Source organism: Pseudomonas sp. B16120 (assembly GCF_044218845.1).
GTDB classification, from domain to species: domain Bacteria; phylum Pseudomonadota; class Gammaproteobacteria; order Pseudomonadales; family Pseudomonadaceae; genus Aquipseudomonas; species Aquipseudomonas paracarnis.
Map to the genome: position 1 here is coordinate 3,062,488 of NZ_CP162588.1, position 25,630 is coordinate 3,088,117.

The following is a 25,630-nucleotide window of genomic DNA, read 5'->3' on the forward strand; positions in this document are numbered from 1 at the left end:
CCGGCTGAGAGGATGGCGATGATGAAGCTGAAATTTCTGGCCGCGATGTCGGCTGCCATTGCAATCGCAGCGTTGAGCGCTACGGGTGTGGCCTCGGGCGACGCCAGTACTGGCGACGCCTCACCAATCTATGGCGTGAAATTGCCGGAAAACTACCGCCTATGGCCGCTGATTGCGCCGGCGCAGGAAGCGGCCCCCTTGAACGAACTGCGAGCCGTGCTGGGCAATGACTTGGCCATCAAGGCTTATCAGGATTCAACGCTGCCATTCCCTGATGGCACGGTGCTGGTAAAGCTGGCCTGGAAACATGTGCAGTCCCCGGAATTCGAGCCGGCGTCCATCCCGGGGCCGGCCACGACCGTGCAGGTGATGGTCAAGGACTCGAAAAAATATGCAGCAACCGGTGGTTGGGGATTCGGGCGGTTTATCAACGGTAAACCGGCCGATGAAGCCCAACACCAAACCTGCTTCGCCTGTCACCAGGCGCGAGTGCGTAATCACGATTTTGTCTTCACTCGCTTCGCTCCCTGATTTCCCGTCAAACCTGGAGTCAACAATGAAAAAAGTAGTAACCGCACTGGCCGTCGCCGTCAGCCTGAGCATGGCGACACACGCCTGGTCGCAAACTGAAAAACCCACGATTGTGCTCGTACATGGCGCCTTTGCCGATGCATCGAGTTGGAATGGGGTCGTGAAGATTCTCGAGAAGGACGGTTATCCAGTGGTTGCCGCTGCCAACCCATTGCGCAGTGTAAAGAGCGATGGTTCGGCAATCTCGGCATTGTTGACGAACATTCATTCGCCGGTGGTGTTGGTCGGCCACTCCTATGGCGGCAACGTTATCAGTGACGCGGCCAACGATCATGCAAACGTCAAAGCCCTGGTTTACGTCAGTGCGTTTGCACCTGAGGCCGGGGAAACCGTCGCCGGGCTGGCCGGCAAATTCCCGGGCAGTACGCTGGGCCCAACGCTGGCTGCGCCTGTACCGCTGGCCGATGGGGGCAAGGACTTGTACATCCAGCAGGACAAGTTTCACAACCAGTTCGCCGCTGACGTCCCCGCGAAAGAGGCGGCATTGATGGCCGCCACCCAACGCCCGGTAACGGAAGCGGCGCTCAACGAAGCGTCCGGCAGCCCTGCCTGGAAGCATATACCGTCCTGGTACATCTACGGCGACAAGGACAAGAACATTCCCCCGCAAGCCATGGCATTCATGGCCAAGCGCGCCGCTGCCAAAGCCGTGGAAGTGGTCAAGGGCGCTTCACATGTGGTGATGGTTTCGAACCCGGAACCGGTTGCCCGCCTCATCGAAAGAGCCGCCACGGCGAAATGACACGCCAGGGGCGAAGCGGCGTTTTCAGCGCTCTACGCCGAGGCGAGTTTTGCACGTCGCCCGGCGGGTTTCGTTTTCAAGTTGTGCAACGCTGAAACGCGGGAGAGGGGGATTCGACGCGGCCAACGCCTGGGCATACCGGGCGTTGTGCTTATCGCGGGCAACCGGACCGTGCCCAACACCTGGCGGCCCAGCTGCAGGTCGGCTCGGTGTTGATCAACAGAATTTCGCCAGAGTTGCTGGCGCCGTTCGGCGGGGTAAAGCAGTCCGGTGTCGGCCGGGAGTTTGGAGTCTTTGGGCTGCAAGCATTTCTTGAGGCCAAAAGCATCGTGTCGGATTAGCCTGGGGTTGGCGGGAGAGGGTGGTCGCGCAACCCAGGCCGCAGGAGAAAAAGCTAATGGCCCACAGCACGTTGCCTGTGGGCCATGGATTTTCAAGGGTTACGCGGCTGGAGCTTTCGCCTCTTGCAGCAGTTGCTGAATCATCTTTTCCTGCGTCTCGTAGCGTCCTTCTCCGAAGTGGGTGAAACGCACTTGCCCTTTGGCGTCGATCAGGTAGTGCGCGGGCCAGTACTGGTTATCGAAGTTGCGCCAGATCGCGTAGTTGTTATCGATGGCTACCGGGTAAGTGATGCCGAGCTTTTTCACCTCATCCCTGACATTGCTGATGATGCGTTCAAAACCGTATTCCGGGGTGTGGACGCCGATTACCACCAAGCCATCCTTCTCGTACTTCTGCGCCCAGTCCTTCACGTACGGCAGGGTATGCTGGCAATTGATGCAGTCGTAAGTCCAGAAATCGACGAGCACCACCTTGCCTCTGAGCGATTCACTGGTCAGTGCGGGCGAATTGAGCCATTCCACCGCGCCAGAAAGCGACGGCATCGGGCCTCGGGCGTTGTCGAGGGTGGGTTCGGCCTTGGCCTTGCTTACCAGGTATTCGACGACTTTGGGGACGCTTTGCAGCACGCCGTTTTCCAGCACGCTGACGCCTTCGGACGACGCCCCGGCCAACAGCGTCTTGTCGGCACCGGTAGAAATCATCAGCGCTGCGGCCAGGACCGCAAAACCGGTGGCGCGCCGCAGCCAACCAGTGACCGGAATCGAGGCCTTCAGGCGATTGACTAAACCACGTCCGGCGAAAATCAGCGTACCCAACGACAGTGCACTGCCCAGGCCGTAGGCCACCAGCAGCAGGCTGGTTTGCGCATTGGCGCCTTGCAGCATGGCGCCGGTAAGGATCACCCCGAGAATAGGCCCGGCGCACGGCGCCCAGAGCAGGCCGGTGGCGACGCCGATCATCAGTGAACCCAGCGGCCCGGACATTTTGCGCGTCTGGGGGTCGAGGCGATTGCCCAGTAACACGAACGGGCTGGCCAGCCAGCCACTGATTCGCGCCGAGATCAGCGACAAGGCAAACAGCGCCATCACCACCAGTGCCACATGACGCCCGGTTTTGTTGGCCTGAATCACCCATTCACTGCTGACCACGGCCAGGCTGGAAACCAGCGCGAAGGTCAGGACCATGCCACCAAGGGTGAGCAGGATCGAGGAGCGTGTGCGGTCGATACCGGCGAACAGAAATGGCACGACCGGCAGGATACAAGGGCTGAGGACGGTCAATAAGCCGCCCAGGAATGCGATGAGGAACATAAGGGTCTCCTGATGAAATGTGGGCCGGGCTCAGTTATCGCTGTGGCACTCGGCAAATTTGCGGTAGTTCAGGATCTCGGTCTTGCCCTGCGAATTCAGGTAGGTCAGTTGGGCATCGACAATGCCGCAGGCCGCCCCGGCATCCTGTGTCAATGCCACGACTTTCTGGATGTCCAGATGCGTGCCGTAGGTGTAGGTTTGCGGCGTGACGTCGGCTTCGGCGCGGGCCGAGAAGGTGCAGATATTCAGGGCGGCAAACAGGCAAGCGGCATAGAGGGTATTGGTGTTCATGGTCGTTTCCTCAAGGCTTCAAGGGTTGGGTCGTTCGATTGAGCCGAGGCGCTTGGGTTGGCCTCGATGTGGCTCATTAGAAGCCCGCGAGGTATCTCGCCTGTGTCAAAAACCGGCGCGGATAAATCGGTTCGTATCAGGACCCCGTCCCGATACACAGCCATACAAAGCCTAGAAAATTGTGGTTTTTGCCTCTGCATGTATCCTTCGCCACAGCAGATACACTGCAATACAAACCGCCGCGGGCGAACGGGCTCAGCCTCTATAGACTGAGCCGCAATTCCCATTGACAGAGGCTTGGCCCATGGAACACGTTGATCACATCCTCATCGTGGACGATGACCGTGAGATTCGAGAGATGGTAGGCAACTACCTGAAGAAGAACGGCCTGCGCACCACCGTGGTTGCGGATGGCCGCCAGATGCGCTCGTTTCTCGAGGCCACGCCGGTAGACCTGATCGTGCTGGACATCATGATGCCCGGCGACGATGGCCTGGTACTCTGCCGCGACATTCGCGCCGGCAAACACAAGGCCACGCCGGTGCTGATGCTGACCGCCCGCAACGACGAAACCGATCGCATCATCGGCTTGGAAATGGGCGCCGACGATTACCTGGTCAAGCCGTTCGCCGCCCGTGAATTGCTGGCACGCATCAACGCTGTGCTGCGCCGTACGCGCATGCTGCCGCCCAACCTGGTCGTTACCGAAACCGGAAGGTGGCTGGGGTTCGGGCGCTGGCGCCTGGACACCTCCGCCCGCCATCTGCTTGATGAAGACGGCACCATGGTCGCCCTCAGCGGCGCTGAATATCGCCTGCTGCGGGTGTTCCTCGACCATCCGCAACGGGTACTCAATCGCGACCAGTTGCTCAATCTGACCCAGGGCCGTGACGCCGACCTGTTCGACCGTTCCATTGATCTGCTGGTCAGCCGCCTGCGCCAACGCCTGCTTGACGATGCGCGCGAGCCGGCTTACATCAAAACCGTACGCAGCGAGGGGTATGTCTTCTCGCTGCCGGTGCAAGTGCTTGGAGCACCGGCATGAAGCCTTCGCTGCATTGGCCTCGTACCCTCATCTCGCGGCTGTCGCTGATCTTTCTGGTAGGGCTGACCCTGGCGCAGGCCTTGTCCTTCGGCGTGCAGTATTACGAGCGTTACGAAACCGCGAAAAACACCATGCTCGGTAACCTGGAAACCGATGTATCGACGTCCATTGCCATCCTTGACCGCTTGCCCGCCGAGGAACGCATGAGTTGGTTGAAACAACTGGATCGACGCAATTACCGCTATTTGCTCGACGAAGGCTCGCCAGGCGTCGCTCTGCGTGACACGCCGATTGCAGTGACCTCGATCAAGGAGGCCATCGGTAAGGATTACCCGATGACCGTGACAGACATTCCCGGGCCTATCAAACATTTCCAGGTCCATCTGAAACTGGCCGACGGCAGCCCGGTGACCATCGACGTGCGCCCCTCGATGGTGCCGTTGTCGCCGTGGCTGCCGGTGGTTTTGCTGGGCCAGTTGGCCTTGATGATTCTATGCACGTGGCTGGCCGTTCGCATTGCCATAAGCCCGCTGACCCGCCTGGCCCAGGCCGTGGAAAACCTCGATCCCAACACTCACCCGGTGCATCTGGATGAACAAGGCCCGACCGAAGTCGCACACGCTGCCATCGCCTTCAATGCCATGCAGGCGCGCATCGCGGCCTATCTGAGAGAACGCATGCAACTGCTGGCGGCGATTTCCCACGACCTGCAAACCCCAATCACGCGCATGAAGCTGCGTGCCGAATTGATGGACGACTGCGGTGACAAAGACAAATTGTGGAATGACCTCGGCGAGATGGAACATCTGGTGCGTGAAGGCGTTGCCTATGCCCGCAGCGTGCATGGCGCCACCGAGGAAAGCCGCCGTACCGATCTTGATTCATTCCTCGACAGCCTCGTGTTCGACTACCAGGACATGGGCAAGGACGTGCAGCTCAGCGGCAAAAGCAACGCGGTGATTCACACTCGGCCCCACGCGCTGCGCCGAGTGCTGGTAAACCTCACGGATAACGCGCTCAAATTCGCCGGTGCCGCGCAGCTGCGGGTCGAGCCGGAGGAGGGCGACAGCCTCTCGGTGACCGTGATGGATCGTGGTCCCGGCATTGCCGAAGAGGAGCTGGCCCGTGTGATTGAGCCATTTTACCGCGTGGAAAATTCGCGCAACCGCAGCACCGGCGGCACGGGCCTGGGCCTGGCTATCGCCCAGCAACTGGCACAAGCCCTTGGCGGATCCCTGACCTTGAGAAATCGCGAAGGCGGTGGACTGTGTGCTGAACTTAGATTACCGACGCGCTTATCGTAGGAGGAGCGAATCACGCAGGAGTGGGTCAGTGCAGCAGCGGTCGCGCCGCCGCGCTGAGCTTTTGCCGGTCCTCTTCGAGTACAAGCGCAGTGTTTGCGTGCTTGAGCAGTCGTTCTGCGTGCCGGGTACAGACGCCCCTGAACATCGCCGGGTTTATCTGTGCCAGGCTTACAAGGGCCTTCATCATGCGCAGGTCGACTTCCACTAGACCCGCGCCATCTCTGGCAATCGGTGCGAAGAAGTCATCGAACAGGTCATCTACTGTCAAGCCGCGCAGGTAAACGTGCTGGCAATCAGCGTCGGCTTTCGCGGTGGGTTCTTTGGGTGTACCCCAGCATGTCAAGCTTCTGACGCCGCGCCCAATCACGTCAATGGCGGTGCCGGGGTCATTGACGGCCGGCGACAAGGCGCGGGAGGCGATCTCTGACAACACTGACAAGCCGAACCGGGGGTCGTGTTCGAACGTTCGACGCACTCCCATAGCCAGGGTTGTGATGATTTTTTCGTTGCTCGACGCCAGTTCCTCACCGCGTGCGTTGCTCAAGCTGACGGTTCTTGCGAGCGGCATGCCTACATGCACGAAGCTTCCCGGCAGGACATCCATAAATATCTGTATCTCATCTGCTTTGGCGATCGCGCCTAACGCCTGAACGTCAATGTGCTGGACGTACCCCGTGTGCTGGCTTGTGATGATCAGCGCCGAACTGGGGATCACTGACTCGCAAGGGTAGGGGGATGCACCCAAATGCGGCCATTGGACTCGATGGTTAATGGCATCAATGGCTGCCTGCTCGACACGGTCAATGGTTTCTCCCACCCGCCCAAGCTTGGACAAATGATCGATCCAGCGCAGCAGCGTGTAGACAATCAGAATGACCACCGCGATGGTTACCGCAAATAGCAAAACCCTCCCTTGTGTACCGTAGGCGCCGGTACTCAAAGCAATGATCCCAACCAGGCTGAACAGAAATGAGCCGATAAAGGTGGCCAGGGCATTTTGTGTCGTGGTGTCTTCCATCACCAGGGTTGTGGCACGGGGCGTCACGCCGCTGCTCGCCGCACCGTAGGCGCTGACCATGGTGCTTAACGAAAAGGTCGTGACCGCGAGCATGCTTGAGGCAATGATGCCCAATATCTTATCGACGGCGTCGGCACCCATGCGGGCGGGCAACGACTCGGGAATGTAGTCCTTGAAGACAACGGCGAGTAACGCGGTCGCAATACCCAGCAAGGAAAACAGACTCGCCCTGAACCACAGCCGTTTGGTCAATTGGTGTAGCACCCAGCGCCAGCGTGCGAGCATTTTTTATACCTTCTGCAAATAACACGACGGAACCCACCGCAAGGATTCAGGGAAACGAAGGCGGTGAGTAGATTATCCTTACTCTATTAGAAACAATAATATGAACTAAAAAAATGAATTACATGTTCGCCAGAATACGTTCATAGCCGGGTTTTCTATCGGTTCTGAAGTCGCGACGATTAGTAGTAGGAGGTCCCCTAGGCGAGCGACCACAACAAACGTGATCAACCCGCCTAATCAATTATTCAGCGCTTCAGTAAATCGATCGACCGCTCAGACAAGGCGCCGACCAGACTCTTGAGCGCAGATTCCAGATGGCTGCCTTCCTTTACGTCGAATCGCTCGATGGTTTCCATCGAGCTTTTGAGTGCCGCGTTAGCGTTCACGATAACCTCCTTACCTGCGATGGTGGTTAGCAAATCGTCACACAGCTTTTGTCCCTGAGGCGTGATCCCCCGGTACAAGGTGATGCTGTGGTCATTGGTCTGCACGCGGATGAAGCGCACGTGTTCGTCGAATCGGTGGAACCGCGGGTGGAACATCTCTGTGAAGGTGCTTGGCAACGGATAAGTTTCAAAGCCGTGTTTGTCCGGGTTTGCCCAATCAGTTTCCTTCTTCAGAGCATTGCAGTCCACGCAGGCGACGGACAGGTTCCAGAAGTGAAACGAGTACTGCTCGTAGGTTTTGCGAGGCAATATGTGCTCAATGGGTTTGGAGTACCCGCTGTTACACAGCCAGCGTCGGCAGTAGCAGCATCGATTTCTCTGCGCCGTCTCGATATAGCTCCTGAACGCACCCTTGATATCGCTAATGATTGGTTTAGCCTTACCTCGTTTGCGCTTGGCCTTCACCGTGGGCGCCGCCTCGCCAGTGGCAGCCATTGCAACCGTCTTAGGTTTTTTCTTGTTCTCAGGGTTCGAAAATTCGTTCCAGAGGTTGCAGTCCTCAATCTCTTCACCGGCCTGCCTCCTATTGAAACGCTGGAGTGCAGTAGCGTGAAACCGCAGGAGATTAAACATAACGACTTTGTGGAATCGCTCCTCGGCGTGGCACAGGACTTTATAGTCATCGTACCTAGGCCTGAGCTCGGCTTCGTCTAGAACGAAATAATCAGTCATTTACACCCCCGCTTTACTGGCGGCGTTGTTTACCACGCTTTGGTCTTGGAGGAGCAGCTGAACAGCCGTGTAGGCCTTTTTTATGAGGTCAATGTCTTCCTGTTGACCTGGCGGAACGTATGCGCCTTGCGAGAAACTCATTTTTTCAAGCATCTCGTCAAGCTCTGCCAACGGAGAGAACTGATCGGCTTGGCTACCTTTCGATTCCATGGTCTTCGCAACGATACGCGCACAGGCCTCGTGCACTGCGCGGTTGTGCGGGGTGTAGGTGCCAAAACCGCCCAAGATGATCGATTCGACCGAGTAGCGCTCTCTCGCGCTTAGCTCCGGCAGCTTCCCCAAGTCCAGCATAAAGCTGTGACTGCCCCGATCGTTGGCGTTGCTGATCAGGGTAGGGGCGTGCGTGGCCACGACAAATGAACAGCCGAACCGCTGAGACAGCAGATGGAAAACCCTTGGCAGCGTCTGCTGCCATTTCAAGTGCAGACTTATCTCCGGTTCGTCTACTAGGAAAACCGTGCCTTGCTCAGCTGTAGTGATGACGCTGAGTAGCAGTTGATTGATGTTCTGCTCACCCGAACTCAGTGAGGAATAAGAGACAATGCGCTCCCTTTGGTCTTCCGTTGCCGGGCGCACCACGCCGAACTCGTAATGGGCCAGAGACTCAGGTACGTCGTTCTCTGCAGCGTTGTCCGACATTCTCATGAGCCTAATTTCTTCAGGGGCGTTATCGAGTGCCATCTCAGGCCTGAGCATGAAGTAGAAGCGCGTTGCGAACCCCAAGCACTGCTGGCATTCCTTCAAGGCATCGAGCATGCGTTGATCGGCGAGCACTCGCGCCGCCAGAGAGGTGACATTTTTCGTTAGCTTGGACGGCGATATTGAATCGGCGCTGGTACGAACGCCCCTGTATTCGAAATGACTAATCTGCTTTGTCCGTCCGAGCGGGAATCGGTCGTGCACGCCTGTCGAGATGCCGACCGTTCTTCGATCCATTTCGCCGATGCGGTCAATGAGTTCACAAAGCAGCCTCGTCTTTCCAGCACCATTATTTCCGATAATGTAGACGCACGCCGGCTCTAAGGGGTCGCTTAGCAGTCTTAGAATGGCTTGAGGGTCTGCCGTGATGTTGAAGGTATTACCTTCCAATCGATTGTTGCGGATGAAATTTTTAGGTGAGTGGATCTTCAAAGGTTTTCCAAGATCAACTTCATTCTCAATGCATAGAGTCTTGACATTATGATAGCCATCAGAAAACTGGGCATTGAGAATCGTTGCGACCTTTGTAGGTATACGCTTCCACATTTCGAACAGGTCACGTGCTTCATGAATATTTACGATGTGTCCTGCAAGAATAGCTCGCTCTTGCAGATCCAAATGTTCCAGAGATTTGTTTGACATTGATACATCAATATAAATGTGAGGATTTCTCATCAGGTTAATACCCTGACTGAAAATCAGAAGCACTTTGTCGTTGTTGGCGCCTCGGGTTTCACTGACGCTGAAACAAATCGCCGCATCCAGCCTGAGCCGTGTTTTTAATGCAGGTGACAGGCCCTTGACCAGATTGCCGAGTTTCGCGTTGCTAGCCGGAATCACCAGTATAAAACGAGCGGCGTTGTTATGATTCAAGGTGAATTCACCAAAATTACTCAGGCCTGTCGCTGCCGAAAGGCTGAATTGCTCGTGTGAATCCAAAAGAAAACTGGGTTTGTCATCGAAATTTACATCTTGGATGTGACCGTCGATGAAATACGGATATATTTTGTTGATAATCAGCTTCAGAGAAATGAGGTACCTCAACGCTCTGGAGGTTGGGTGGATCATCGGGAGGGAACTGTCGTCAATGCGTTCCTTGCCCATGGAGAGTTCCGCGGTGGTCGGAGCGACTTCGATAACATGTGAATGGAGCGTGGAATGTATGCTCCCAACTAATGCGGCTACCGCCGTTGGATGTCCGTACGGAATGTTGCACGAATCCATGATGAACAGATCGATAAGGTAAGTGGCTGTTTTAACTCGAACCTCTCTATCCATGGGGCTGGATCTTAGCTCTTTCATTTGCGTCAACTTATCGTTGAATGCAGATCTAATTTCCGTATCGTCGAAATCTTTCAAAGTCGTTTCGATAACAGCTGAGCAAGCGTCCTCGAAGATATCTTGGTATTGGCGCTGTAAGGTAAGGCCTTTTGTAAGGTGAAGCGCCGCTAGAAGACGGATTCTCTTTGGAGATATCTGGGGGAAGCTAGTTCCGACGCTGAGCATCTCCTCAGCTATCAGCCTAGTGATTTCTCGGCCTTCGTCGTATTCCATATGACGTTCTCAATCCTGCTGTGTTGGTAGGCATGGTGGCAGGATGGCATGATGTGCCAGTGTGAAAGAGTAGGCAAGGTACTCAAGGCAATTGACACCATGCATAGGCTAAGCCCAAACGAATTTCGTCCGATCGGCTCACTAGACTGCTTCCGGATTACCTTTCCCAGATTCCGCTAGATCGCCCAAGCAACCTGGCGGCCCGGTTCGACGAACTCCTGCAGGTTCCCCCTGTAAGGGACAAAAGCTACTGCCTCATCTCCAAGCGCTACACGCTGATTGGTCAGGGCTGCAAGTGTCATGGTCGTGACTCTCAAAGCTTATAGAAGCGCTTCAGGCTCACTGGTCAGTGCTATCAAGCCGTTACTCTCACGTAGAAGAAGTACGTGGGATGAGTATTGATCTTACAAAACTTCGGGGGAGCAGATGATAGAGCCCAAGCCCAAGAAGACAGCGCGGCAAGGCTGGCACTTTACTCTTAGCCCGTGTCACTGATGAACGATGAATCGGCTGGGATACGCCTCAATGACTTCTGCGGGCGAGAGTTCTCTGACAAGTCCCAAGAACCGAGCGCGCCCGAGTCCCTCATTGCGGAACGGGTAAAAATTAAATGACGTTGTCAGATTCAAGCGCGTACTTGTCTCGGTTATGTCGGAGATCGTTGAGGCAGAGATAAGCACCCCGTCAAGGCAGCTCTTCTCTCTGACCCTGTCAAAAGCGGCGAAGTTTTCCTGGAAGAAACTCTTGGTCTCGCGCGACAAGATATCGAGAGCGACCTTTGGACTTTGGGAAGTTAGTATGTGGTCGCCAGGCAGGAGGTCGTCAATATTCAAGGCAATGACGCCAGGGCTGCCCGATTTGCTGATTTGCTTGGCGCCGTCCCGCAGTCTAGAAAACAGGCTTTTGAGCTCATAGATTTTCTTGCAGGCAATCGCGTACGAACCCATTTGGAGTTCAACAACGATATCTGGTGGATCCACAAGCTCTGCACTGATCTGCTTTCGCAGAAGGGTCGTCAGCAAGCTGAGTTCCCAGAGGGCATCCTTGCCCTGTGACTTGAGGCGGTGGGATAGATTTATGTCGCTGCCTGCGATGCGCTGCAGCGCTTCCTCAACCCCGGGTGCGTCAATCAGATCAGTGACAATCCTGGCAATTTTCTCTGCATAAACGGAGTTTATGCCGGTAACGAGACTTGGGGATCTGCTAGAGTCGCGCCAATCCCTATCTAACTTTCGAGCATCAGCAAACAGCTTGTGCAGGACGCTTTGGGGGGTGAACCGGATACCTCTCTCAAGAATAACGCGTTCCGCCACGTCCACTAGCTGGGCGACTTCTGAGTAGGTCGAGCTTTTGAAATCAAAATTACCATCGACCTTATCCATTCAGTGAGCCTTCATTCTGTTCGCCGTTGGCGAGGATTATCTAGATTTCCATTGCAGCGATCAATTTGTGAGGCCTTGCCTCTGCTGGAACCTGAAGCTTCAGTCATCGGACTCGGGGACAGTCCTATCAGGGCTTGGGAGCGCTTCAAGTCCATTTTTTGATACCAACTCATGCCATTTGCTTCTAAATCCACAGTGATTGCAGCGTTCAAAATATCGCCTAAGAAGGGTCTTCAGCAGCCAAATGCTGAATCGCCCCGGTGCTTCGATTGCCAGCATCGCACTCAGCCACAACCTCAACGCAAACCTCGTCCACAAATGGATTCGGCTGCAATCGCAGAAAAGCACAGCGCTACAACCTGCATTTATTCCGTTAAAGGCGATGGCGCTTCGGCTGGCTCTCTTTTTTGGGCATAAAAAAGCCCCGCAGTGCGGGGCTCAACGCAAATAGTGACGTCACCACCCCTATTCCATTCGAAGGCTTTTCCTGACGCTTAAAGTCCATCCCAGTGGTTATTACACCTCGTTGTCTGAGCCGCAATCTGCCCGCGCACGACCAGCGATTGCTGGATTTGATCAAGCATTAGTGGCTGGAGGGCGGTGGAGTTTATGGCCATCGCAAAATCCATCATGATCTAAGCTCGCGGACAGGATATCGACGTCGCCCTGGAAAGTACGGCGGGAAGCTAGCGGTCGCCTCACCCAATTTGCTGAAGAGCCAGTTTGACTCAGGGTGTAGCAGAGTGGATCGACTTCGGGGTCAGAACTATCGCGCCGACGCTCAATCCTAAACTGGCGAGTAGTTCAGGTGGCAAGTCGACGATGGCGTCACCACTTCCATCAGCAGGGGCTTGGCAACTCACTGTCCAGCGTTTGGCTTCGGTCATGATGTAACTCACATGCGTGGATGACTCATTATGCTTGCAATGTCTTTGCTGGTTGAAGAGTGCGGCTGAATGGTGATGACTTCACCTGATCTTTCGCTGACTGTAACAAAGGGCAACAGTCGACCTAGCGCCGTCGGTTACCGGGCGCAGAAACCGGCCAAAGGCGGACGTTCGACACCGACCGGTAAATCGTCGAAAATCCGGAAAATTGCTCGACTCTCCCCGAGATAAAAAGATGAAGCTACTAAATGATGATGATAGAGCGGAATTTCAAGCTCTAGCGGCAGCCGCAGAAACGGCCAAAAATGAAATGCCCGCCATAATGTCTCGCATAGCCAACGCTAGGCGAACCTTCGCGCTGAGCCCCTCAGACGAAGCACATCGGATTTTAAAACAAACTGAAGACGAGGGCGCATAGGTCAACGGCAGACTTCACGATACATTGGAACGCATGGCAGCTCTCTTAGAGCTATCGGACGATGATATAAAGTCGATTGAGAGCGCGCAAAGGAGAGGTGATAGTCCTCCCAGATACAGCCGCGAGCAGTTGACCGTTGACCAGCTAGAGTCGAACGGGCGCGTTGATGATCCGCTTGAGAGAACGTACGAAAGCCTACTTAGGCTAATGCCGGCCAGCATATTGGAAAAGTACCGTACCTTGGATTCGAGTGCGCCTTGGCTCAATCGAACGAATGGAATTCTATAGTCGAGCGTGTCGCAGTCGTTATAGAACGTGAGCACCCAGCCATCGGTCTCGACTGTCATCAAACCGCAGTCGGCGCATGCTACGAACCCCGAGAGCGATGTCCCGCGGGATTTGATAAGCCTCGCGGGCTGTCAGTGGTTTTCCTTCCAAAAGAACGGTACCTGTATCTGGGGGGTTGTCGGTCTATCCGTGTCCGACCTGGGCTGACCGAATGATAAATGAAACCTTGCGTGTCGAGCGTGTTGCGAGGACATCACATGGAGTATTGGGCTGCGAAGGAACGCAACATACCGGCCCAAAGGTGCTCAGCAGGTACGAACATGACGAATCGCTCAGTTCTCCGTAATATGTTGGCACAACGCCATACAGGAGTTTCAGCGTAATGCCTACAGCCTCCATCCCCGCATCTAAGGCAGTTTCACCCCTGCTCGCAAGAAACGCTGTGCCGAGAACAGGTACCGACAATCTGCCAGGGTATTACTCGACTCAGCACGATATGTGGGTCGTTGAGACACCTAATGGTACTCAGCCCATTATTGCTCGTGGAGCGCTGGACGAGCTTCTCACCAAGACGAAAGTCAATAGTGAAGAGGATGACGACTCGTTCGTGACGCTCGAAACGCTCACAAAAACATACTCCAAGCCCGAAAGTGACGACGATCTCACCTCCAATGGGCAGGCCTCTCATCTGCTCCAACTGATGACCAAGACCGATACGGTGATCGAAGAAGATGACCCGGGTGACTGCTACGCCATGCTGGAGCTGATGACCAAAACCGAGGCAGAGCTTGAGCACGACGATCCAGGGGATATGCAATTCGGCCTCGACGAGCGTTTTTACCTGGATTGAGGCTTTCCACTATGTTTCTGCTGGTCACTAATCGCCGCGACATAACGATGGACTTCGTCGTCGCAAAGCTCCAACGGCGGGGCTTGCCTTATTTCAGGCTCAACACTGAACTGCTCCCTCTATCTCGAAGCACGTTGGGCGTGAGTGCCATGGATGATTGGGCAATTGAGCTGGAAGGGAAACGAATTACAGGGCGTGACGTTACTGCTGCCTATTTTCGCAGGCCTGGCGCGCCACAAGCACCTGAGGCAGTCCTGGATGCGGGTGAGCGTGCCTACATTGAGGCGGAATGGAGCAGCTTCCTGAAGAGTCTCTATTTCCGATTGGAGGGTTGCTGGTTCAGTGACCCTACTCAGATCTTTCTGGCTGAGGATAAACCGCGACAGCTCCTGATTGCGCGGCACCTCGGTTTCAATATCCCGGATACTGCCATAACGAACCAGTTGGAGCCCGCCGAGTTACTGACGGCAGAGGGAAGGGCTGTTGGGAAGCCTCTTCGGCAAGCGGTATTGCCGGGCGCGCTGGAGAAGGTGATGTTCACCTCACGGCTGCAGCCATTGACCGAAGCAGATGCGCCTGCCCTTGGCCTTGCCCCGGTGATCATTCAGGCTGAAGTGCCAAAAAAATATGATGTTCGCGTCACGGTCGTTGGCGCTCAGGTGTTCGCCACTGCCATCTGGTCTCAGGATAACGAAGAAACCGAAGTTGACTGGCGACGGGGTAGCCGCCTTGACTTACGCCACGAGGCCATCAGCTTGCCTGATCAAGTGGCTGCTCAATGTCGAGAGTTGGTACACCGTCTGAACCTGCGGTATGGCGCTATTGATCTGGTGTGCGACACAGACGAAAAGCTGTGGTTTTTGGAGATCAATCCAAACGGTCAGTGGGCCTGGATCGAAAATCAAACCGGATACCCAATTGCTGCGGCAATCGTTGATGAGCTGGAGATGATCCGAAATGGCCCGCTTTGATAGGGAGTTGTTTTGGCCGACCCTGGCTCCTCCTACGCCTGAACAGGTTGTGGCAAATGACCAAATGCGCGCCGGGTGGAAAGCATCCGTCAACAACGGCAATTGGGATCTGCAGAGCGAAATAGCGTTGGAAGAGGCGCGCCGGATGTACGACGCCGAACAGGAGCGTCGTAGGGGGGCTGACACCAAAGCAGGGGTCTATCTTGCGGCAGTAACCGCACTCATCCCGGTATTGGTGTCGTTATTGCCGACCCTTTGGAGCGACAAGACCAGTAAAGCCCTTGGCGCCCTGTCGCTGGCGGTGTTTGCGCTTGCCGTGGCGTATGTCCTTCGAGCGGGGTACAGCGCGTTCTGCGTACTGCGCGTGAGCAATGCCCACACAGTGGGTGCCGGTGACATTTCGCGTTGCTGGAGCACACAACAACCTGCCGCGAGCTTGGCCAAGTCTATCGCTATCAAAGTCATCGAAAACTACCCGGGCAACAACGCCAAGGTGAGCCATATCAAGCTGGCGCATGACTACCTTTTGCGAGCGTTTTTCGTTTTTACCGTGCTGCTGGCTGTTCAGGCACTGTGGCCTTGCGCGGCATGGGTTGTAGAAAAGATCGCCAAGCTGATGGCACCTGAGGTGAGACGACCGCTGATGATGTGCTTTAGCTGACCAAGCTCGGCAAACGAGCACAGCTGGCTCTATGTCAATTTGATAGTACAGGTGGCGCGGCTCAAATCCGGCTATCTAGCAATTTATGAAGAAGGGATGCTCATGTATTTACGTACGCTGGACGTTCGGGGCTTCAAGTGCTTTGGGGAGCTGTTCTCGATCGAGCTACATGACGGCCTGAACGTCCTGGTCGGCGAAAACGGGGCCGGTAAGACTGGTGTCGTCAGCGCGATACGTCAGCTCTTCAATGACTCTGAGTCGGGCAAACGAATTATCAGCGAGCGCGATTTCTACAGGGGATTTGGCAAGGATGATGTCGCGGCTGAAGAGATCAAAATTCAGGCGACCTTCTCCGATCTCGACAAGAACGATGTGATTGCGTTTGACACTTGGTGCGGCAACCATCCCGAGGCAAAACTCACGTTCACGGCCCTGAACCAGGAGTCTCGTGGTAGGTTCAAACACCATACGTACGGCGGCCACGAGTACACCAAAGCGTTTGAAACCGAGAAATTAGACTATGTCCACTGCGTATACCTACCGCCCTTACGCGACGCTGAAACTAAGCTGAGAGAAGGGCGCCAGTCTCGCCTCGCGCGCCTGTTAAAAGCGCTCTGCCGTAAAGACATAGAAGCCGCCAGAAAGGCGCGGGTGCTGCATCCACTGGAGCAACATGTTGGGGACTTCAATCGCCAGCTATCAGAGAGCGACCAATTTGCTATCAAAGCTGCCAACCAGCGAATTGGTGAAAGCCTAAAAGCTGCCCTGGGCGCTCATCTATCTCAGGGCACAGTGATTCAGTTTTCGGAAGTGAGCTTCTCCCGAATCGTGGAAGGTCTGAGGCTCCTGTACTTTCCAGACTTGAGCAAGGCTGATGCTGCACAATTTCGGGCGTTGGAAGAAAACAGCCTGGGCTTCAACAACCTGCTGTACATCGCTTCCATTTTGGCAGAGCTGACCTACGAAGCCGATGAGGGGCAGGGCGAGAAAACGTACCTGCGCCTGCTGTTGATCGAGGAGCCGGAGGCGCATCTTCATCCCCAGCTTCAGCTCCGGCTCCTTCGGCACCTTAAGAAGGCTGCTGAGGCTCGCGGAATGCAGGTGATCATAACCACCCACTCGACTGTGATCACCGCTGCAGTATCTGTAGATCACGTTATTCACCTGTCCAACCTGAGCCTCCCCAAGGCAGTGCCCCTCAGGAACTGCGGCCTGCCCAGGCAGAGCCGACAATTTGTGGACAGATGGCTTGACGCAACAAAGTCGAACCTGCTGTTCGCCAAGGGCACAATCCTAGTGGAGGGCATAGCGGAGGCGATGGTCTTACCGGCACTCGCCAAAATCGCGCTGCAGCCATTCGGCGAGGGACGGAACTCCCTGGACGACTACGGTGTGTCTGTCATCAACCTGGGCGGAATTTATTTCAACCACTTTATGCAGCTGTTCTGCGACGTCAGAGCTGAGCATCAAGGTGAGAATATCCCTGTCAGGTGCTCAGGACTGACCGACAACGATCCTCCAAAGTCTATGATTGAGGACGACGGCGCGGGCGGTCAAAAGAGTGTTCCATTTTTGCCCCATGCAGACAACTGCATTGTAGGCAACAACCCGGCGCTGGAATTGCAGAAGCACATCGGCCTATCAGAGTTCGCTCGCCTCTTTGCGGGAAAATACAAAACCTTCGAGTACGACGTCGCAATGGAAGGCAACAATCTCAAGACGATGCTGATTCTCGCAGCTGGGCTCTGGGAGGCCCAGGATGGAACGGTGGTAAAAGGTTTAAAGGCAGACGCGAAACTCGACTTTGCTGCCATGACGTCCGCCCAGCGGGCGCCTTACGCCGGCGCACTACTGGGTCGCATTGACTCCGATGACATTGGCAAGGGTATATACGCCCAAGCCTTCGCGGATGTACTTGAGGCAAATGGGGCCGGCTTCGTGGTGCCGGTGTACATCCGCCAGGCAATCCTCTGGGCGTGCGGTCTGGAAGAGGGTGCGGCCTAATGGCGGCGCAGGATAAGGCTGCTCAAGCGGGTGCAGCCGACATCGAGTTCACCGACCAGCAGCAGAGATACATTGATGCGCCGCTGGATAGACACGTGTACCTGAGAGCCTGTCCCGGTAGCGGCAAAACAGAGGTCGTGGCCGCAAAAGTATGCAAGATCATCCAAGAGTGGAAGTATCGCCCTTCTGGTATCGCTTTACTCACCTTTCTCAATAGTGCTACGGAAGAGCTCCAGAGCAGGGTTTATAAGTACCTCCGCGAGCCATTGGGCCTGCCGCACTACATCTCCACCTTCGATAGCTTCGTGCTCACACACCTGCTGTCGAGTATCGCCAGCGAGATCACGGGCTTTCAAGGCCGGGACGGCGACTTCCGCATACGGATCATCGACAAGTCAGCTGATATCTACCACACGCGCATCAAGATCTGTGGACGCACCGTATCAGCTTGTCGATACAACTACGATAAAGAATCCAAACGCTATGTCTTTTCGACCAAAGACCGGAAGTGGGATAACGAAGCCAACCTCGCCCAACAGGGCGAGGCCGACCAGAAGGCACTGTTGTCGACCAAAAAACGGCTTTGGGCCGCTGGCTTTGCGACCTACGGTGACATCGATATCCTCGCTTTAGTGGGGATGCAAGAAGAAAAATTCAAAGATTACTTCTCGCGTATCGCACGCCGATTCCCGTTGGTGATCGTCGATGAGTGCCAAGACTTGTCGGCAGAGCAGCTTCTGATTGTCAAAAGGCTGAGCCTACTAGGCGTGAAATTCCATTTTGTAGGTGACCTTAACCAGTCAATTTATGGTTTCAGAAAATCGAATCCTGCACACGTGCGTCGGCGCATGGAGGAGCTTGGCTTTGAGGAGTACGTCCTCAACGAAAATTGGCGAAGCGGCCAAGCCATCGTAGATGTGTGTTCCAACATTCTTCAATCCGACCGTGTGGTGGGAAATCCTCGTATTGCTTCCGTAATGCCAACAGTCGTCGAGTATCAAAACTGCCCGTCGGAGGTGCTTCCAGCCATTCGGGAAATGAGCCTGATACATCACAAGGTGGTGGTCGTCGCGCGCGGACATGCAACACTCCAGCGCTTACGTACTGGTAGAGCTTTCGAGGGCATCGAGCTGCTGGCGCTGGCCTGCATAAACCTCAAAGCAGGTAGGTTGACGGACATAGCGCAGTGCCTGGAAACATTCGGTAAGTGGCTGGCGGCCCGGCTAGAACTGCAGGTGACGAAAGCAGGCCCTTACTGCCCTATGGATATTGAGTCAAAACTGGCTTGGCGTATATTCCTTCACGACGGACTCCAGTTCTTAGTGGAACACGGCATAGGAGATGATAATCAGACCTGGTCGAACTGGGCCCGGGCAGCAAAAATTGCACTTGGAAAGCTACCAGATCAAACATTCGTGCCTGTAGAGGTGCGTGAGCATTTAGACGGGCTGAGAGGCCTTCATTTGCGAGCCCGTTCTGGGCAGGGGAAGATGTTGATCTCCGAAAGGTTGGCCGGGGTACCAGATGTAGCCACCCAACGTGACTGCCTGCGTTTCGAGACCATTCACGGGGTCAAGGGTGAAACACACGACGTGACCGTGGTTGTATCGTCACAGAAACCAGGCGTGCATCAGTCGCACTGGAAGGACTGGCTGCGTGACCGGACTTCCGAAGCTGCGAGATTTGCCTACGTGGCGAGCTCGCGGCCGAAGCATGTGCTGATTTGGGCAGTGAAAAAATTAAAGGCTGAAGATCGGCTGGTGCTTGAGGGCCTGGGATTCGAGCTCCCGTAGATGATTAAGTGGGGGCGATCCAAGCGTTAATCGCTGGCGTCGATATTCAATTCATCTAAGACATAATACTTCATTTAACTTATGGGCCATGTCAGATGTACATATGGTGATAAGAGGCCCGTCAGCTCTAGGTGAGCGGTCGATGAGTAGAAAGATATGTTCATCAAAACATGTTCATGAGATCGCTAAAAATTAGCTAACTACCAGCTAAGCACCAGCGTAACAGCGAAGCTGGTTGGCTCTTACCACCCCTGTTGAATACAGCTTATCGGTGTTGATTTGCAGCATGGACAGTTCATGGTCATCAAATGGGCTCGCACGCCTCAACAGGCGATGATGATACCTAGCGGCGATCCACGTTGGCGGACGTGCCACCGGTTTTGTTTCGAAGGCTGAGCGGCGGGATCCCGGCAGCTTTTTGAAGGGCCTGTCGTTGAGCCGATCCAGCAACACGCCGATGGCCGTATTGAGTTCGCCGAGCGAGAAGAACTGGCGGTTGCGCAGCGCCGCGAGGATCCAGCGTTCGACCACCTGGACGCCGACTTCGACCTTGGCTTTATCCTTGGGCTTGCGTGAGCGCGCGGGCAGTACGGCCACGCCATAGTGTTCGGCCAGATCGCGGTAGCTGGGGTTGATGTCGGGCTCGTAGCGATGCGCTTTGGTGACGCCGCTGCGCAGATTGTCCGGTACGATGATCTGCGATGCGCCTCCGAAAAAAGCGAAGCAGCGGGCGGGCGAGCCCAGCCAGTCAGGAAGTTTCTGCGACCAGGTTGTCTCAGCGAAGGTGTAGCTGGACGCGCCGAGGACGGCGACGAAGATCTGCGTCTGGCGGATCTCGCCGGTTCGCCGATCAATGACTGCCACGGTCTGTCCCGCGTAATCGACAAACAGCTTTTCACCAACACGGTGTTCCTGACGCATTACCACGTCGACCTTGGCGGCCCAGAGGCGGTAGCGCACGCAGAACCAGCTGTATTGGAAGCCTTGCGGATGGGTGAGTCGATACTCTTGCCAAAGCAGGGCCAGGGTTACGCCAGGGCGACGCAAATCGGCGTGAACCCATGCCCAGTCGGGCGATCGGACGCTGATCGCTGGGAACGGCGGTCGGCGGTGGAAAAAGCCGCCGTTGCAACTCGGCGTCCGTTAGCGCAGACGGCCAAGTCAGGCCGCTGGCAGCATAGCGATTGAGGTACTCACCGACGCCGGCTCGAACCTACTTGCAAGCTGATAGCGATCTGGCGGGCATATAGGCCAACCTCGAATTTGAGACGTAGCACTTCTCGAATCTTACGCATGGATAACCGCTCCACGACGACCTCTCTGCTTCGATAAAAGAGGTCGATCGTAGTGAATTAATCCTGCGTTGCTGCCTGCCTTAAGGGTGGCCGGATCACCGTGGAATCAGTGGCCGGATGGCCGTGGAATCCGCACTCAATGAGCAGGCTGGTGTCGACTGCCTTACTGACGGTTATCTGAAGGCTAATTTTGCCGACAGCGATGTCGAAGAGTGCGGATACTGCAAAGAGGAGCGACCGGTGGTGGCGTTGGATGAGCTGGGAGCAGAGCTCGAAGGCCATTCGGGCTTCATTTACCTATGCTGAGCAGCCTAGCGCCGTCATTCACAATAGCTACCCTGAAGTGGGGCATTCAATCTTCTACGATGATGGCTCTATGTTGTTTTATCCAAGAAGGATGATTGATTTTTCATGCTCAATAATTATACTTCCAATTCCAAGGGTCTAGGTAGTTGGAGCTCACAAGCTCGTCGAACTGAATATTTTCTTCGTTCGCAACTCGCCAGGCTCTACGGATTATTTGAGGTATGGCGATGCTGTCTCTGATGCTTTTGGGTAGTTCGGAAACCGAGTTAACCATTTTGTTCCCGTAATAGCGTTTTGGGAACTCTTGCTCTTCTTTCTGGAGTTCAAGAAAGCACTTGGGCGGTACATGGATTGCAAAATCTTCGTGTACAGAGCTTTCAGGCGAAAACAAATTGCCGGGTTGGAATTTTTCAGGTGGGCTTAGTCTGATTTTTACGAAAGACAAGTCAACGCCCGGAGACGCTAAACTAAGCTCAATCAAGGCTTTTAAGATTTTTGCTGAGCTGACACCAGACTCATCGATGTCGCGCATATAGGAAGCTAGCAATCTATTTCGGAAAAGAGCTTGGATACAATCTTGTATATCTTGCTCTTTCCCCTTGGCATATCGAAGATCTCTTCTTAGACTTAGAATCTCCTTCCTTTTCTCGATGTCGGTGACAGATTTGTTTTTGATCTGAAGCTCCGCTATCTTTTTGTCTGTTTCTTGCTGGCGAACGATTATGTGGCCATTTGGGAGGTCATAAAAATTTTCCCCTAGCTCCCCAGTTGCGAGTATCCACTCATCCTCGGAAATCTGTAGCTTACCGTCCTTTGGGTGCCAGCTTGCTAGTAGAGGAGAGAATACATCTTCGCTTCCTGCGATAGGGAAATGTTTTTTTGCTACAACTGGATGACCCGCAACTTTGCGGACAATTTCCTGCCAGAAAATAATTTGAACCGAGAACTTTTTTTCTTTGACCCGAGTGACATTAAATGTTCTAACCTGCTCCTGTATATTTACGTCATTTACGGCAGTTGTTAGGATGTAAAATTCTTTCAATGCTGGGCTGAAACCGTCGGCTTCACTGACTTCTTTTTTTATATCCGCAATTTTTATGGATTTCAATGGCCATCTGGCTTTCTTTTTACATTGAATGCCCACAGGATAGATCGAGCCACGCGAGGCGATAATGTCAACACCATGCTGACGTTGTCCTGCCCGTCCATGGCGTACCAAAGTTGGATCACTCCAAGCTGCTTCAAAAAGATCAGCACAAAGTTCCTCAAATTGCTCCCATGATCGTGGTGGTGCATATTCGAAATGAATCAGTTCGCTCATGTTACAGGCTCTCAAAAAATAGTGTGATATTAGGCCATGTATCGTAGCTGAAACAGTCGGTTGGCGAAAACTGCAGATGAGGACATGAAGCGGCTACACCAATGTTAGGTTGACAGAGTGGTCAGGAGCCTACATCTTTCGGCTGCGAACCCTCGGGGGAGCATCAGTTCCAAGCGATGACGGATGATCAACTGCGGGCCTTAGTTGGGCCCTCCGATACGAGGCATACACCTCCCTCGACCCACCGGCAGCCGCCCACGTTCAGCCAATTGAACAGTAACGTCAATGATCCCCGCGTATCGATGGCGTGATTTTCAGTCGGAACAGAAGGAATTGGATGCAGGCTTTGTCCTGTTTTCAAGCTTGGCGAGCGCTGCGTCTCCGATGCGTGGGTTGAGAGCCAAGTCATCTGATACACCTCGTATCGATTACGTGAGCGGTAGCCTCATGTCTCACGCGATCCGTGGTGCAGTGTGCGACCTCGTGGGCAAACCCACTGCCGGACTACAAGCCGGAGGCCTGGTGCTTGACGCTAATGAGTGGTGAATAGGCAAAGTGACATCTGCAACCCAGGCGGTTAACCTAGGTGCCAGCTGGGCTGTTATCCCAAACCGAGTCGCAGTCGTGGCAAATTTTTTGCCGGTATTAGGTAGTGAGGTGACTGTTGACTGTGGAGGGAAAATTACGGAATGCAATCCAAACCATGGGCAGCGGTAGCTGTTTAACGCAAAGGGAAGTGTGAGTCATGCAAAATACAGATAAACCTGAGAGATATACCCTCGCCTGGCTGTTTGTTTATTTAACAAGTTGGAATGTATTCATTGTCTTCACCTTTTTCGCGTTGTGCTTCATTGTCTTTAGGGGTTTCGCCCTTGGTATGGCCATGTTATGTACTGGGCTCGGTTTTTTGCTCATTAATTCCAAGTTGGATAACAATATTAAAAGCCTGTATGGGCTTGGCCTTGCATTCGTAGGGTATTTAGTGTGCTTGCCAGGTACCTTTAGGCCGGTTGAGCAGGTGGTAATTGATAAAGTGTACGCCGTTGGCTTTGGTGCTCAGCAGGTCGTGGTGACTGTAGACGCAGGCAATTGCGGCTATGACCTAAGATCCAGCAAACTCACCTGTGATGCTCATGTAGTAAGAGTTGCCTCTACATCACCTGATGCGAATATAACGTCCGAGTAAGTCAGAGCTATGATTCTTATTGCAACGTAGTGAGGGGCTAGCAGGCCTGAGTTAAATACTCTTTCTGGACGTATCAGTGGCTCACACTGCCGTGAAACGCTTTGTGGACTCATTCGATGTACCGTCTGGCTAAATCACATGCCCCAGAGGTGAGGGCGCATCTAAACATTTAATATATTTTGACGCTCAATAAAGGAGGCTGGCTATATGGTTTTTTCAGAGTGGTCTGAGATGATTATAGGAAAAATTACTCAAGCCGGGTTTGATGCTGGCATAGTGAATCAAGCATTCAAAGAGGCTCAGGCTGATATTGAGTTAGAGTACGAAAAAGAAGAGTGTGGTACAGCAGGTGCGCACTTCATAAAGGCTTTTGAAAAATATGATGACGATCTTAAGATGGCTCGTGAGCGTGGTGAGGGAGCTAGTCCACGTAAAATCGCTGAGCAGCGCGGAATCACAGGTGATGATGCTGCTGTTGGTTGGCAGCGGGGCACCAAGAAAAAACTCGCTTTATTAAATGGATTTCGGGGTGGAGAGATAGATGTATCGGCAAAGCGCCGAAGAGCATTGTATTATTTGCCGCTGGTTCGGGTTACAGAATCTATCAAACTCTCCGGATTTTCAATAAAACCTTTTATTAAGGATGGCATCTATAGCGACTTGCTAGCTGGAGGCGTGTTTGACGGTGCAGGTTCTGTTATTGAGGTTGATGGCTTCGAGAGTGGCGGGCATCTAGATCCTGACGTGGATACAAGGGTATTTGACGCTGTAGAAAGGCTTAAGTTTGGGTATTTTTTCCTAAATCCATCATACTCCGGCAGTATTTTCGGTTATATATCCAGCGAGACTTTTGAATGCTTTAGAGTAATAGAAAAAAACCCAGATGGCGCATTTGAGCAGAAGATTGGGGTTTCCAATGGTATGTTTGAGTTTTCTGAGTCGCTAGAAGCTTACTATCGACACCGGATCTCCCATACTCAACGACCAGTTAAATTAACCGAGTGTAAATTATCATACGTCGATTTTCTCACGGACGGTTTAGTGTCCGCTGATCACATGGCGGCAATTAGGATGTATAACAGGTGCTGGAGCACATACTCAATTCACAGTCATTATGATAAAGCCCTGTTCGCCAAGGTGAGCTCCGAGGTGCTTATAAAGCTTAAAAACGGATCAAAAAAACTTGCCGCCCAAGAATTTTCCGTAGCCATTTTGAAAGTTATCAATAAAGCTTCCAAGTCAAGTTTGGCTGTGTCGCATATTGCCCAGGAGTTTTCTAAGCAAGGTTTGGACTTGGAGGATGCGATTGAGGCCAACCTTAATGGCTTGAAGGACGCTAGGGATAAAATCTCCCATGAAGGCGTTCCAAATTATAGCTATGTAAATGTCCCATTTTATTTGGTGTGGTTTCCTGTTTTTTGGCTGGTCATGTGTTGTGAAGATAAGCTGACGGAGAAGGAAAGTATACGGCTTGCGCTGTTCTGTGGGTTGATGTGTTTCAGGGTTAATGATTGGCAACATATCGATTTTGAGTCAATGCGCCATAGGAAGTCACATCTTCAAATATTTGATGATTGCTCTATCCGAATTCCTAAGTATACGAATCGAGAGGATCAGGCTTGTATATTAGATAGCTACCTTAAGGGGGTCACTAACTGGCTCAATCCTGAGAAGCCGTCACAGCTCTAGGCTCTGTCTGAAAAATAATGCCGCAGGCACCGCATCGAGCAAGCCGGCGTCACCATGGCCTTCTCTTCGCCAGCTTGTCAAAACGCGTCACAGCGCGGCGGCTTTTCTTCAGCCAGCCAAACATGCTTGTTCGTCGATTGTTGTCCATAGACCTAGCTTTTCCCGTAATTAGTCTCGTCGCCCTAACTTTATCCGTCCATCCAGTGATGGTGGCGGTATG

At 53.8% G+C, this 25,630-nt stretch carries 20 protein-coding genes and 3 pseudogenes; 15 read left to right on the forward strand and 8 right to left on the reverse strand.

Going from position 1 to position 25,630, the window contains the following annotated elements; translation table 11 throughout:
• Positions 1-21 precede the first annotated feature (21 nt).
• The 4 genes and pseudogenes from AB4P90_RS14240 (at position 22) to AB4P90_RS14255 (ending at position 1,674) form a co-directional block, all read left to right on the forward strand.
• On the forward strand, positions 22-531 hold the full coding sequence (locus AB4P90_RS14240; RefSeq protein ID WP_103451372.1) for a cytochrome P460 family protein: 510 nt from the start codon (positions 22-24) through the stop codon (positions 529-531).
• Positions 532-556: 25 nt separating this feature from the next.
• Positions 557-1,333, forward strand: a complete 777-nt coding sequence (locus AB4P90_RS14245) for an alpha/beta fold hydrolase (RefSeq protein ID WP_137270508.1) — start codon at positions 557-559, stop codon at positions 1,331-1,333.
• 12 nt (positions 1,334-1,345) lie between these two features.
• Positions 1,346-1,423: pseudogene (locus AB4P90_RS14250) on the forward strand (creatininase family protein); the annotation flags it as partial.
• Between the two features lie 119 nt (positions 1,424-1,542).
• Positions 1,543-1,674: an aldehyde dehydrogenase family protein gene (locus tag AB4P90_RS14255; protein WP_014718444.1), complete on the forward strand. Its 132-nt coding sequence runs from the start codon at positions 1,543-1,545 to the stop codon at positions 1,672-1,674.
• 99 nt (positions 1,675-1,773) lie between these two features.
• On the opposite strand, the gene AB4P90_RS14260 is transcribed toward AB4P90_RS14255, so the two are convergent.
• Positions 1,774-2,985, reverse strand: coding sequence for a cytochrome c biogenesis protein DipZ (locus tag AB4P90_RS14260; RefSeq protein WP_395606043.1), 1,212 nt, complete (start codon positions 2,983-2,985; stop codon positions 1,774-1,776).
• 30 nt (positions 2,986-3,015) lie between these two features.
• Positions 3,016-3,276, reverse strand: coding sequence for a DUF2790 domain-containing protein (locus tag AB4P90_RS14265; RefSeq protein ID WP_395606044.1), 261 nt, complete (start codon positions 3,274-3,276; stop codon positions 3,016-3,018).
• Positions 3,277-3,580: 304 nt separating this feature from the next.
• Here AB4P90_RS14265 and AB4P90_RS14270 point away from each other — a divergent pair, with 304 nt between their 5' ends.
• Positions 3,581-4,321 carry a response regulator gene (locus AB4P90_RS14270; RefSeq protein WP_014718447.1) on the forward strand — a complete coding sequence of 247 codons (741 nt, stop codon included), beginning with the start codon at positions 3,581-3,583 and terminating at the stop codon, positions 4,319-4,321.
• The gene (locus AB4P90_RS14275; protein ID WP_395606045.1) at positions 4,318-5,625 is read left to right on the forward strand and encodes a sensor histidine kinase; all 1,308 of its coding nucleotides are present in this window, start codon (positions 4,318-4,320) and stop codon (positions 5,623-5,625) included. Before AB4P90_RS14270 ends, AB4P90_RS14275 begins: the two co-directional genes overlap by 4 nt.
• Positions 5,626-5,650: 25 nt before the next feature.
• On the opposite strand, the gene AB4P90_RS14280 is transcribed toward AB4P90_RS14275, so the two are convergent.
• The 4 genes from AB4P90_RS14280 to AB4P90_RS14295 all read right to left on the reverse strand — a co-directional run bounded on the left by AB4P90_RS14280 (position 5,651) and on the right by AB4P90_RS14295 (position 11,741).
• Positions 5,651-6,928: a DUF2254 domain-containing protein gene (locus AB4P90_RS14280; RefSeq protein ID WP_395606046.1), complete on the reverse strand. Its 1,278-nt coding sequence runs from the start codon at positions 6,926-6,928 to the stop codon at positions 5,651-5,653.
• 245 nt (positions 6,929-7,173) lie between these two features.
• Positions 7,174-8,046 (reverse strand): HNH endonuclease, encoded by an 873-nt coding sequence (locus AB4P90_RS14285; protein WP_125970060.1) that lies wholly within the window; start codon positions 8,044-8,046, stop codon positions 7,174-7,176.
• A complete protein-coding gene (locus AB4P90_RS14290; RefSeq protein WP_395606047.1) occupies positions 8,047-10,359 on the reverse strand; it encodes an AAA family ATPase in 2,313 nt (770 codons plus the stop codon). It lies immediately after the preceding gene.
• Positions 10,360-10,847: 488 nt separating this feature from the next.
• Positions 10,848-11,741: a hypothetical protein gene (locus AB4P90_RS14295; protein ID WP_395606048.1), complete on the reverse strand. Its 894-nt coding sequence runs from the start codon at positions 11,739-11,741 to the stop codon at positions 10,848-10,850.
• Between the two features lie 466 nt (positions 11,742-12,207).
• Between AB4P90_RS14295 and AB4P90_RS14300 the strand changes: the two are divergent.
• The 6 genes and pseudogenes from AB4P90_RS14300 to AB4P90_RS14325 form a co-directional block, all read left to right on the forward strand.
• Positions 12,208-12,466 (forward strand): annotated as a pseudogene (locus AB4P90_RS14300) (IS3 family transposase); the annotation flags it as partial.
• Positions 12,467-13,716: 1,250 nt separating this feature from the next.
• A complete protein-coding gene (locus AB4P90_RS14305) occupies positions 13,717-14,184 on the forward strand; it encodes a hypothetical protein (RefSeq protein ID WP_125970064.1) in 468 nt (155 codons plus the stop codon).
• An 11-nt stretch (positions 14,185-14,195) separates the two neighbouring features.
• Positions 14,196-15,155 carry a hypothetical protein gene (locus AB4P90_RS14310; protein WP_395606049.1) on the forward strand — a complete coding sequence of 320 codons (960 nt, stop codon included), beginning with the start codon at positions 14,196-14,198 and terminating at the stop codon, positions 15,153-15,155.
• Complete coding sequence (locus tag AB4P90_RS14315) at positions 15,142-15,816, forward strand: hypothetical protein (protein WP_395606050.1); 675 nt, start codon at positions 15,142-15,144, stop codon at positions 15,814-15,816. Before AB4P90_RS14310 ends, AB4P90_RS14315 begins: the two co-directional genes overlap by 14 nt.
• 102 nt (positions 15,817-15,918) lie before the next feature.
• On the forward strand, positions 15,919-17,820 hold the full coding sequence (locus AB4P90_RS14320) for an ATP-dependent nuclease (RefSeq protein WP_395606051.1): 1,902 nt from the start codon (positions 15,919-15,921) through the stop codon (positions 17,818-17,820).
• Entirely contained in the window at positions 17,820-19,613 is a 1,794-nt protein-coding gene (locus AB4P90_RS14325; RefSeq protein ID WP_395606052.1) for a UvrD-helicase domain-containing protein, read from the forward strand. Before AB4P90_RS14320 ends, AB4P90_RS14325 begins: the two co-directional genes overlap by 1 nt.
• A 363-nt stretch (positions 19,614-19,976) precedes the next feature.
• Here the strand turns inward: AB4P90_RS14325 and istA are convergent.
• A pseudogene (gene istA / locus AB4P90_RS14330) lies at positions 19,977-20,908 on the reverse strand (IS21 family transposase); the annotation flags it as partial.
• Positions 20,909-21,025: 117 nt separating this feature from the next.
• Here istA and AB4P90_RS14335 point away from each other — a divergent pair.
• Complete coding sequence (locus AB4P90_RS14335) at positions 21,026-21,214, forward strand: hypothetical protein (RefSeq protein WP_395606053.1); 189 nt, start codon at positions 21,026-21,028, stop codon at positions 21,212-21,214.
• Between the two features lie 109 nt (positions 21,215-21,323).
• Here the strand turns inward: AB4P90_RS14335 and AB4P90_RS14340 are convergent, their stop codons facing one another.
• Entirely contained in the window at positions 21,324-22,535 is a 1,212-nt protein-coding gene (locus AB4P90_RS14340) for a restriction endonuclease (protein ID WP_395606054.1), read from the reverse strand.
• Positions 22,536-23,280: 745 nt separating this feature from the next.
• Here AB4P90_RS14340 and AB4P90_RS14345 point away from each other — a divergent pair.
• Positions 23,281-23,721 carry a hypothetical protein gene (locus AB4P90_RS14345; RefSeq protein ID WP_395606055.1) on the forward strand — a complete coding sequence of 147 codons (441 nt, stop codon included), beginning with the start codon at positions 23,281-23,283 and terminating at the stop codon, positions 23,719-23,721.
• A 207-nt stretch (positions 23,722-23,928) separates the two neighbouring features.
• Entirely contained in the window at positions 23,929-25,410 is a 1,482-nt protein-coding gene (locus AB4P90_RS14350; RefSeq protein WP_395606056.1) for a hypothetical protein, read from the forward strand.
• Positions 25,411-25,630 lie beyond the last annotated feature (220 nt).

Excerpts from the sequence above, each read along its gene's own strand:
- AB4P90_RS14240 (WP_103451372.1), top strand. The coding sequence starts at position 22 with ATGAAGCTGAAATTTCTGGCCGCGATGTCGGCTGCCATTGCAATCGCA.
- AB4P90_RS14245 (WP_137270508.1), top strand. The coding sequence starts at position 557 with ATGAAAAAAGTAGTAACCGCACTGGCCGTCGCCGTCAGCCTGAGCATG.
- AB4P90_RS14260 (WP_395606043.1), bottom strand. The coding sequence starts at position 2,985 with ATGTTCCTCATCGCATTCCTGGGCGGCTTATTGACCGTCCTCAGCCCT.
- AB4P90_RS14265 (WP_395606044.1), bottom strand. The coding sequence starts at position 3,276 with ATGAACACCAATACCCTCTATGCCGCTTGCCTGTTTGCCGCCCTGAAT.
- AB4P90_RS14270 (WP_014718447.1), top strand. The coding sequence starts at position 3,581 with ATGGAACACGTTGATCACATCCTCATCGTGGACGATGACCGTGAGATT.
- AB4P90_RS14275 (WP_395606045.1), top strand. The coding sequence starts at position 4,318 with ATGAAGCCTTCGCTGCATTGGCCTCGTACCCTCATCTCGCGGCTGTCG.
- AB4P90_RS14280 (WP_395606046.1), bottom strand. The coding sequence starts at position 6,928 with ATGCTCGCACGCTGGCGCTGGGTGCTACACCAATTGACCAAACGGCTG.
- AB4P90_RS14285 (WP_125970060.1), bottom strand. The coding sequence starts at position 8,046 with ATGACTGATTATTTCGTTCTAGACGAAGCCGAGCTCAGGCCTAGGTAC.
- AB4P90_RS14290 (WP_395606047.1), bottom strand. The coding sequence starts at position 10,359 with ATGGAATACGACGAAGGCCGAGAAATCACTAGGCTGATAGCTGAGGAG.
- AB4P90_RS14295 (WP_395606048.1), bottom strand. The coding sequence starts at position 11,741 with ATGGATAAGGTCGATGGTAATTTTGATTTCAAAAGCTCGACCTACTCA.
- AB4P90_RS14305 (WP_125970064.1), top strand. The coding sequence starts at position 13,717 with ATGCCTACAGCCTCCATCCCCGCATCTAAGGCAGTTTCACCCCTGCTC.
- AB4P90_RS14310 (WP_395606049.1), top strand. The coding sequence starts at position 14,196 with ATGTTTCTGCTGGTCACTAATCGCCGCGACATAACGATGGACTTCGTC.
- AB4P90_RS14315 (WP_395606050.1), top strand. The coding sequence starts at position 15,142 with ATGGCCCGCTTTGATAGGGAGTTGTTTTGGCCGACCCTGGCTCCTCCT.
- AB4P90_RS14320 (WP_395606051.1), top strand. The coding sequence starts at position 15,919 with ATGTATTTACGTACGCTGGACGTTCGGGGCTTCAAGTGCTTTGGGGAG.
- AB4P90_RS14325 (WP_395606052.1), top strand. The coding sequence starts at position 17,820 with ATGGCGGCGCAGGATAAGGCTGCTCAAGCGGGTGCAGCCGACATCGAG.
- AB4P90_RS14335 (WP_395606053.1), top strand. The coding sequence starts at position 21,026 with ATGGCCGTGGAATCCGCACTCAATGAGCAGGCTGGTGTCGACTGCCTT.
- AB4P90_RS14340 (WP_395606054.1), bottom strand. The coding sequence starts at position 22,535 with ATGAGCGAACTGATTCATTTCGAATATGCACCACCACGATCATGGGAG.
- AB4P90_RS14345 (WP_395606055.1), top strand. The coding sequence starts at position 23,281 with ATGCAAAATACAGATAAACCTGAGAGATATACCCTCGCCTGGCTGTTT.
- AB4P90_RS14350 (WP_395606056.1), top strand. The coding sequence starts at position 23,929 with ATGGTTTTTTCAGAGTGGTCTGAGATGATTATAGGAAAAATTACTCAA.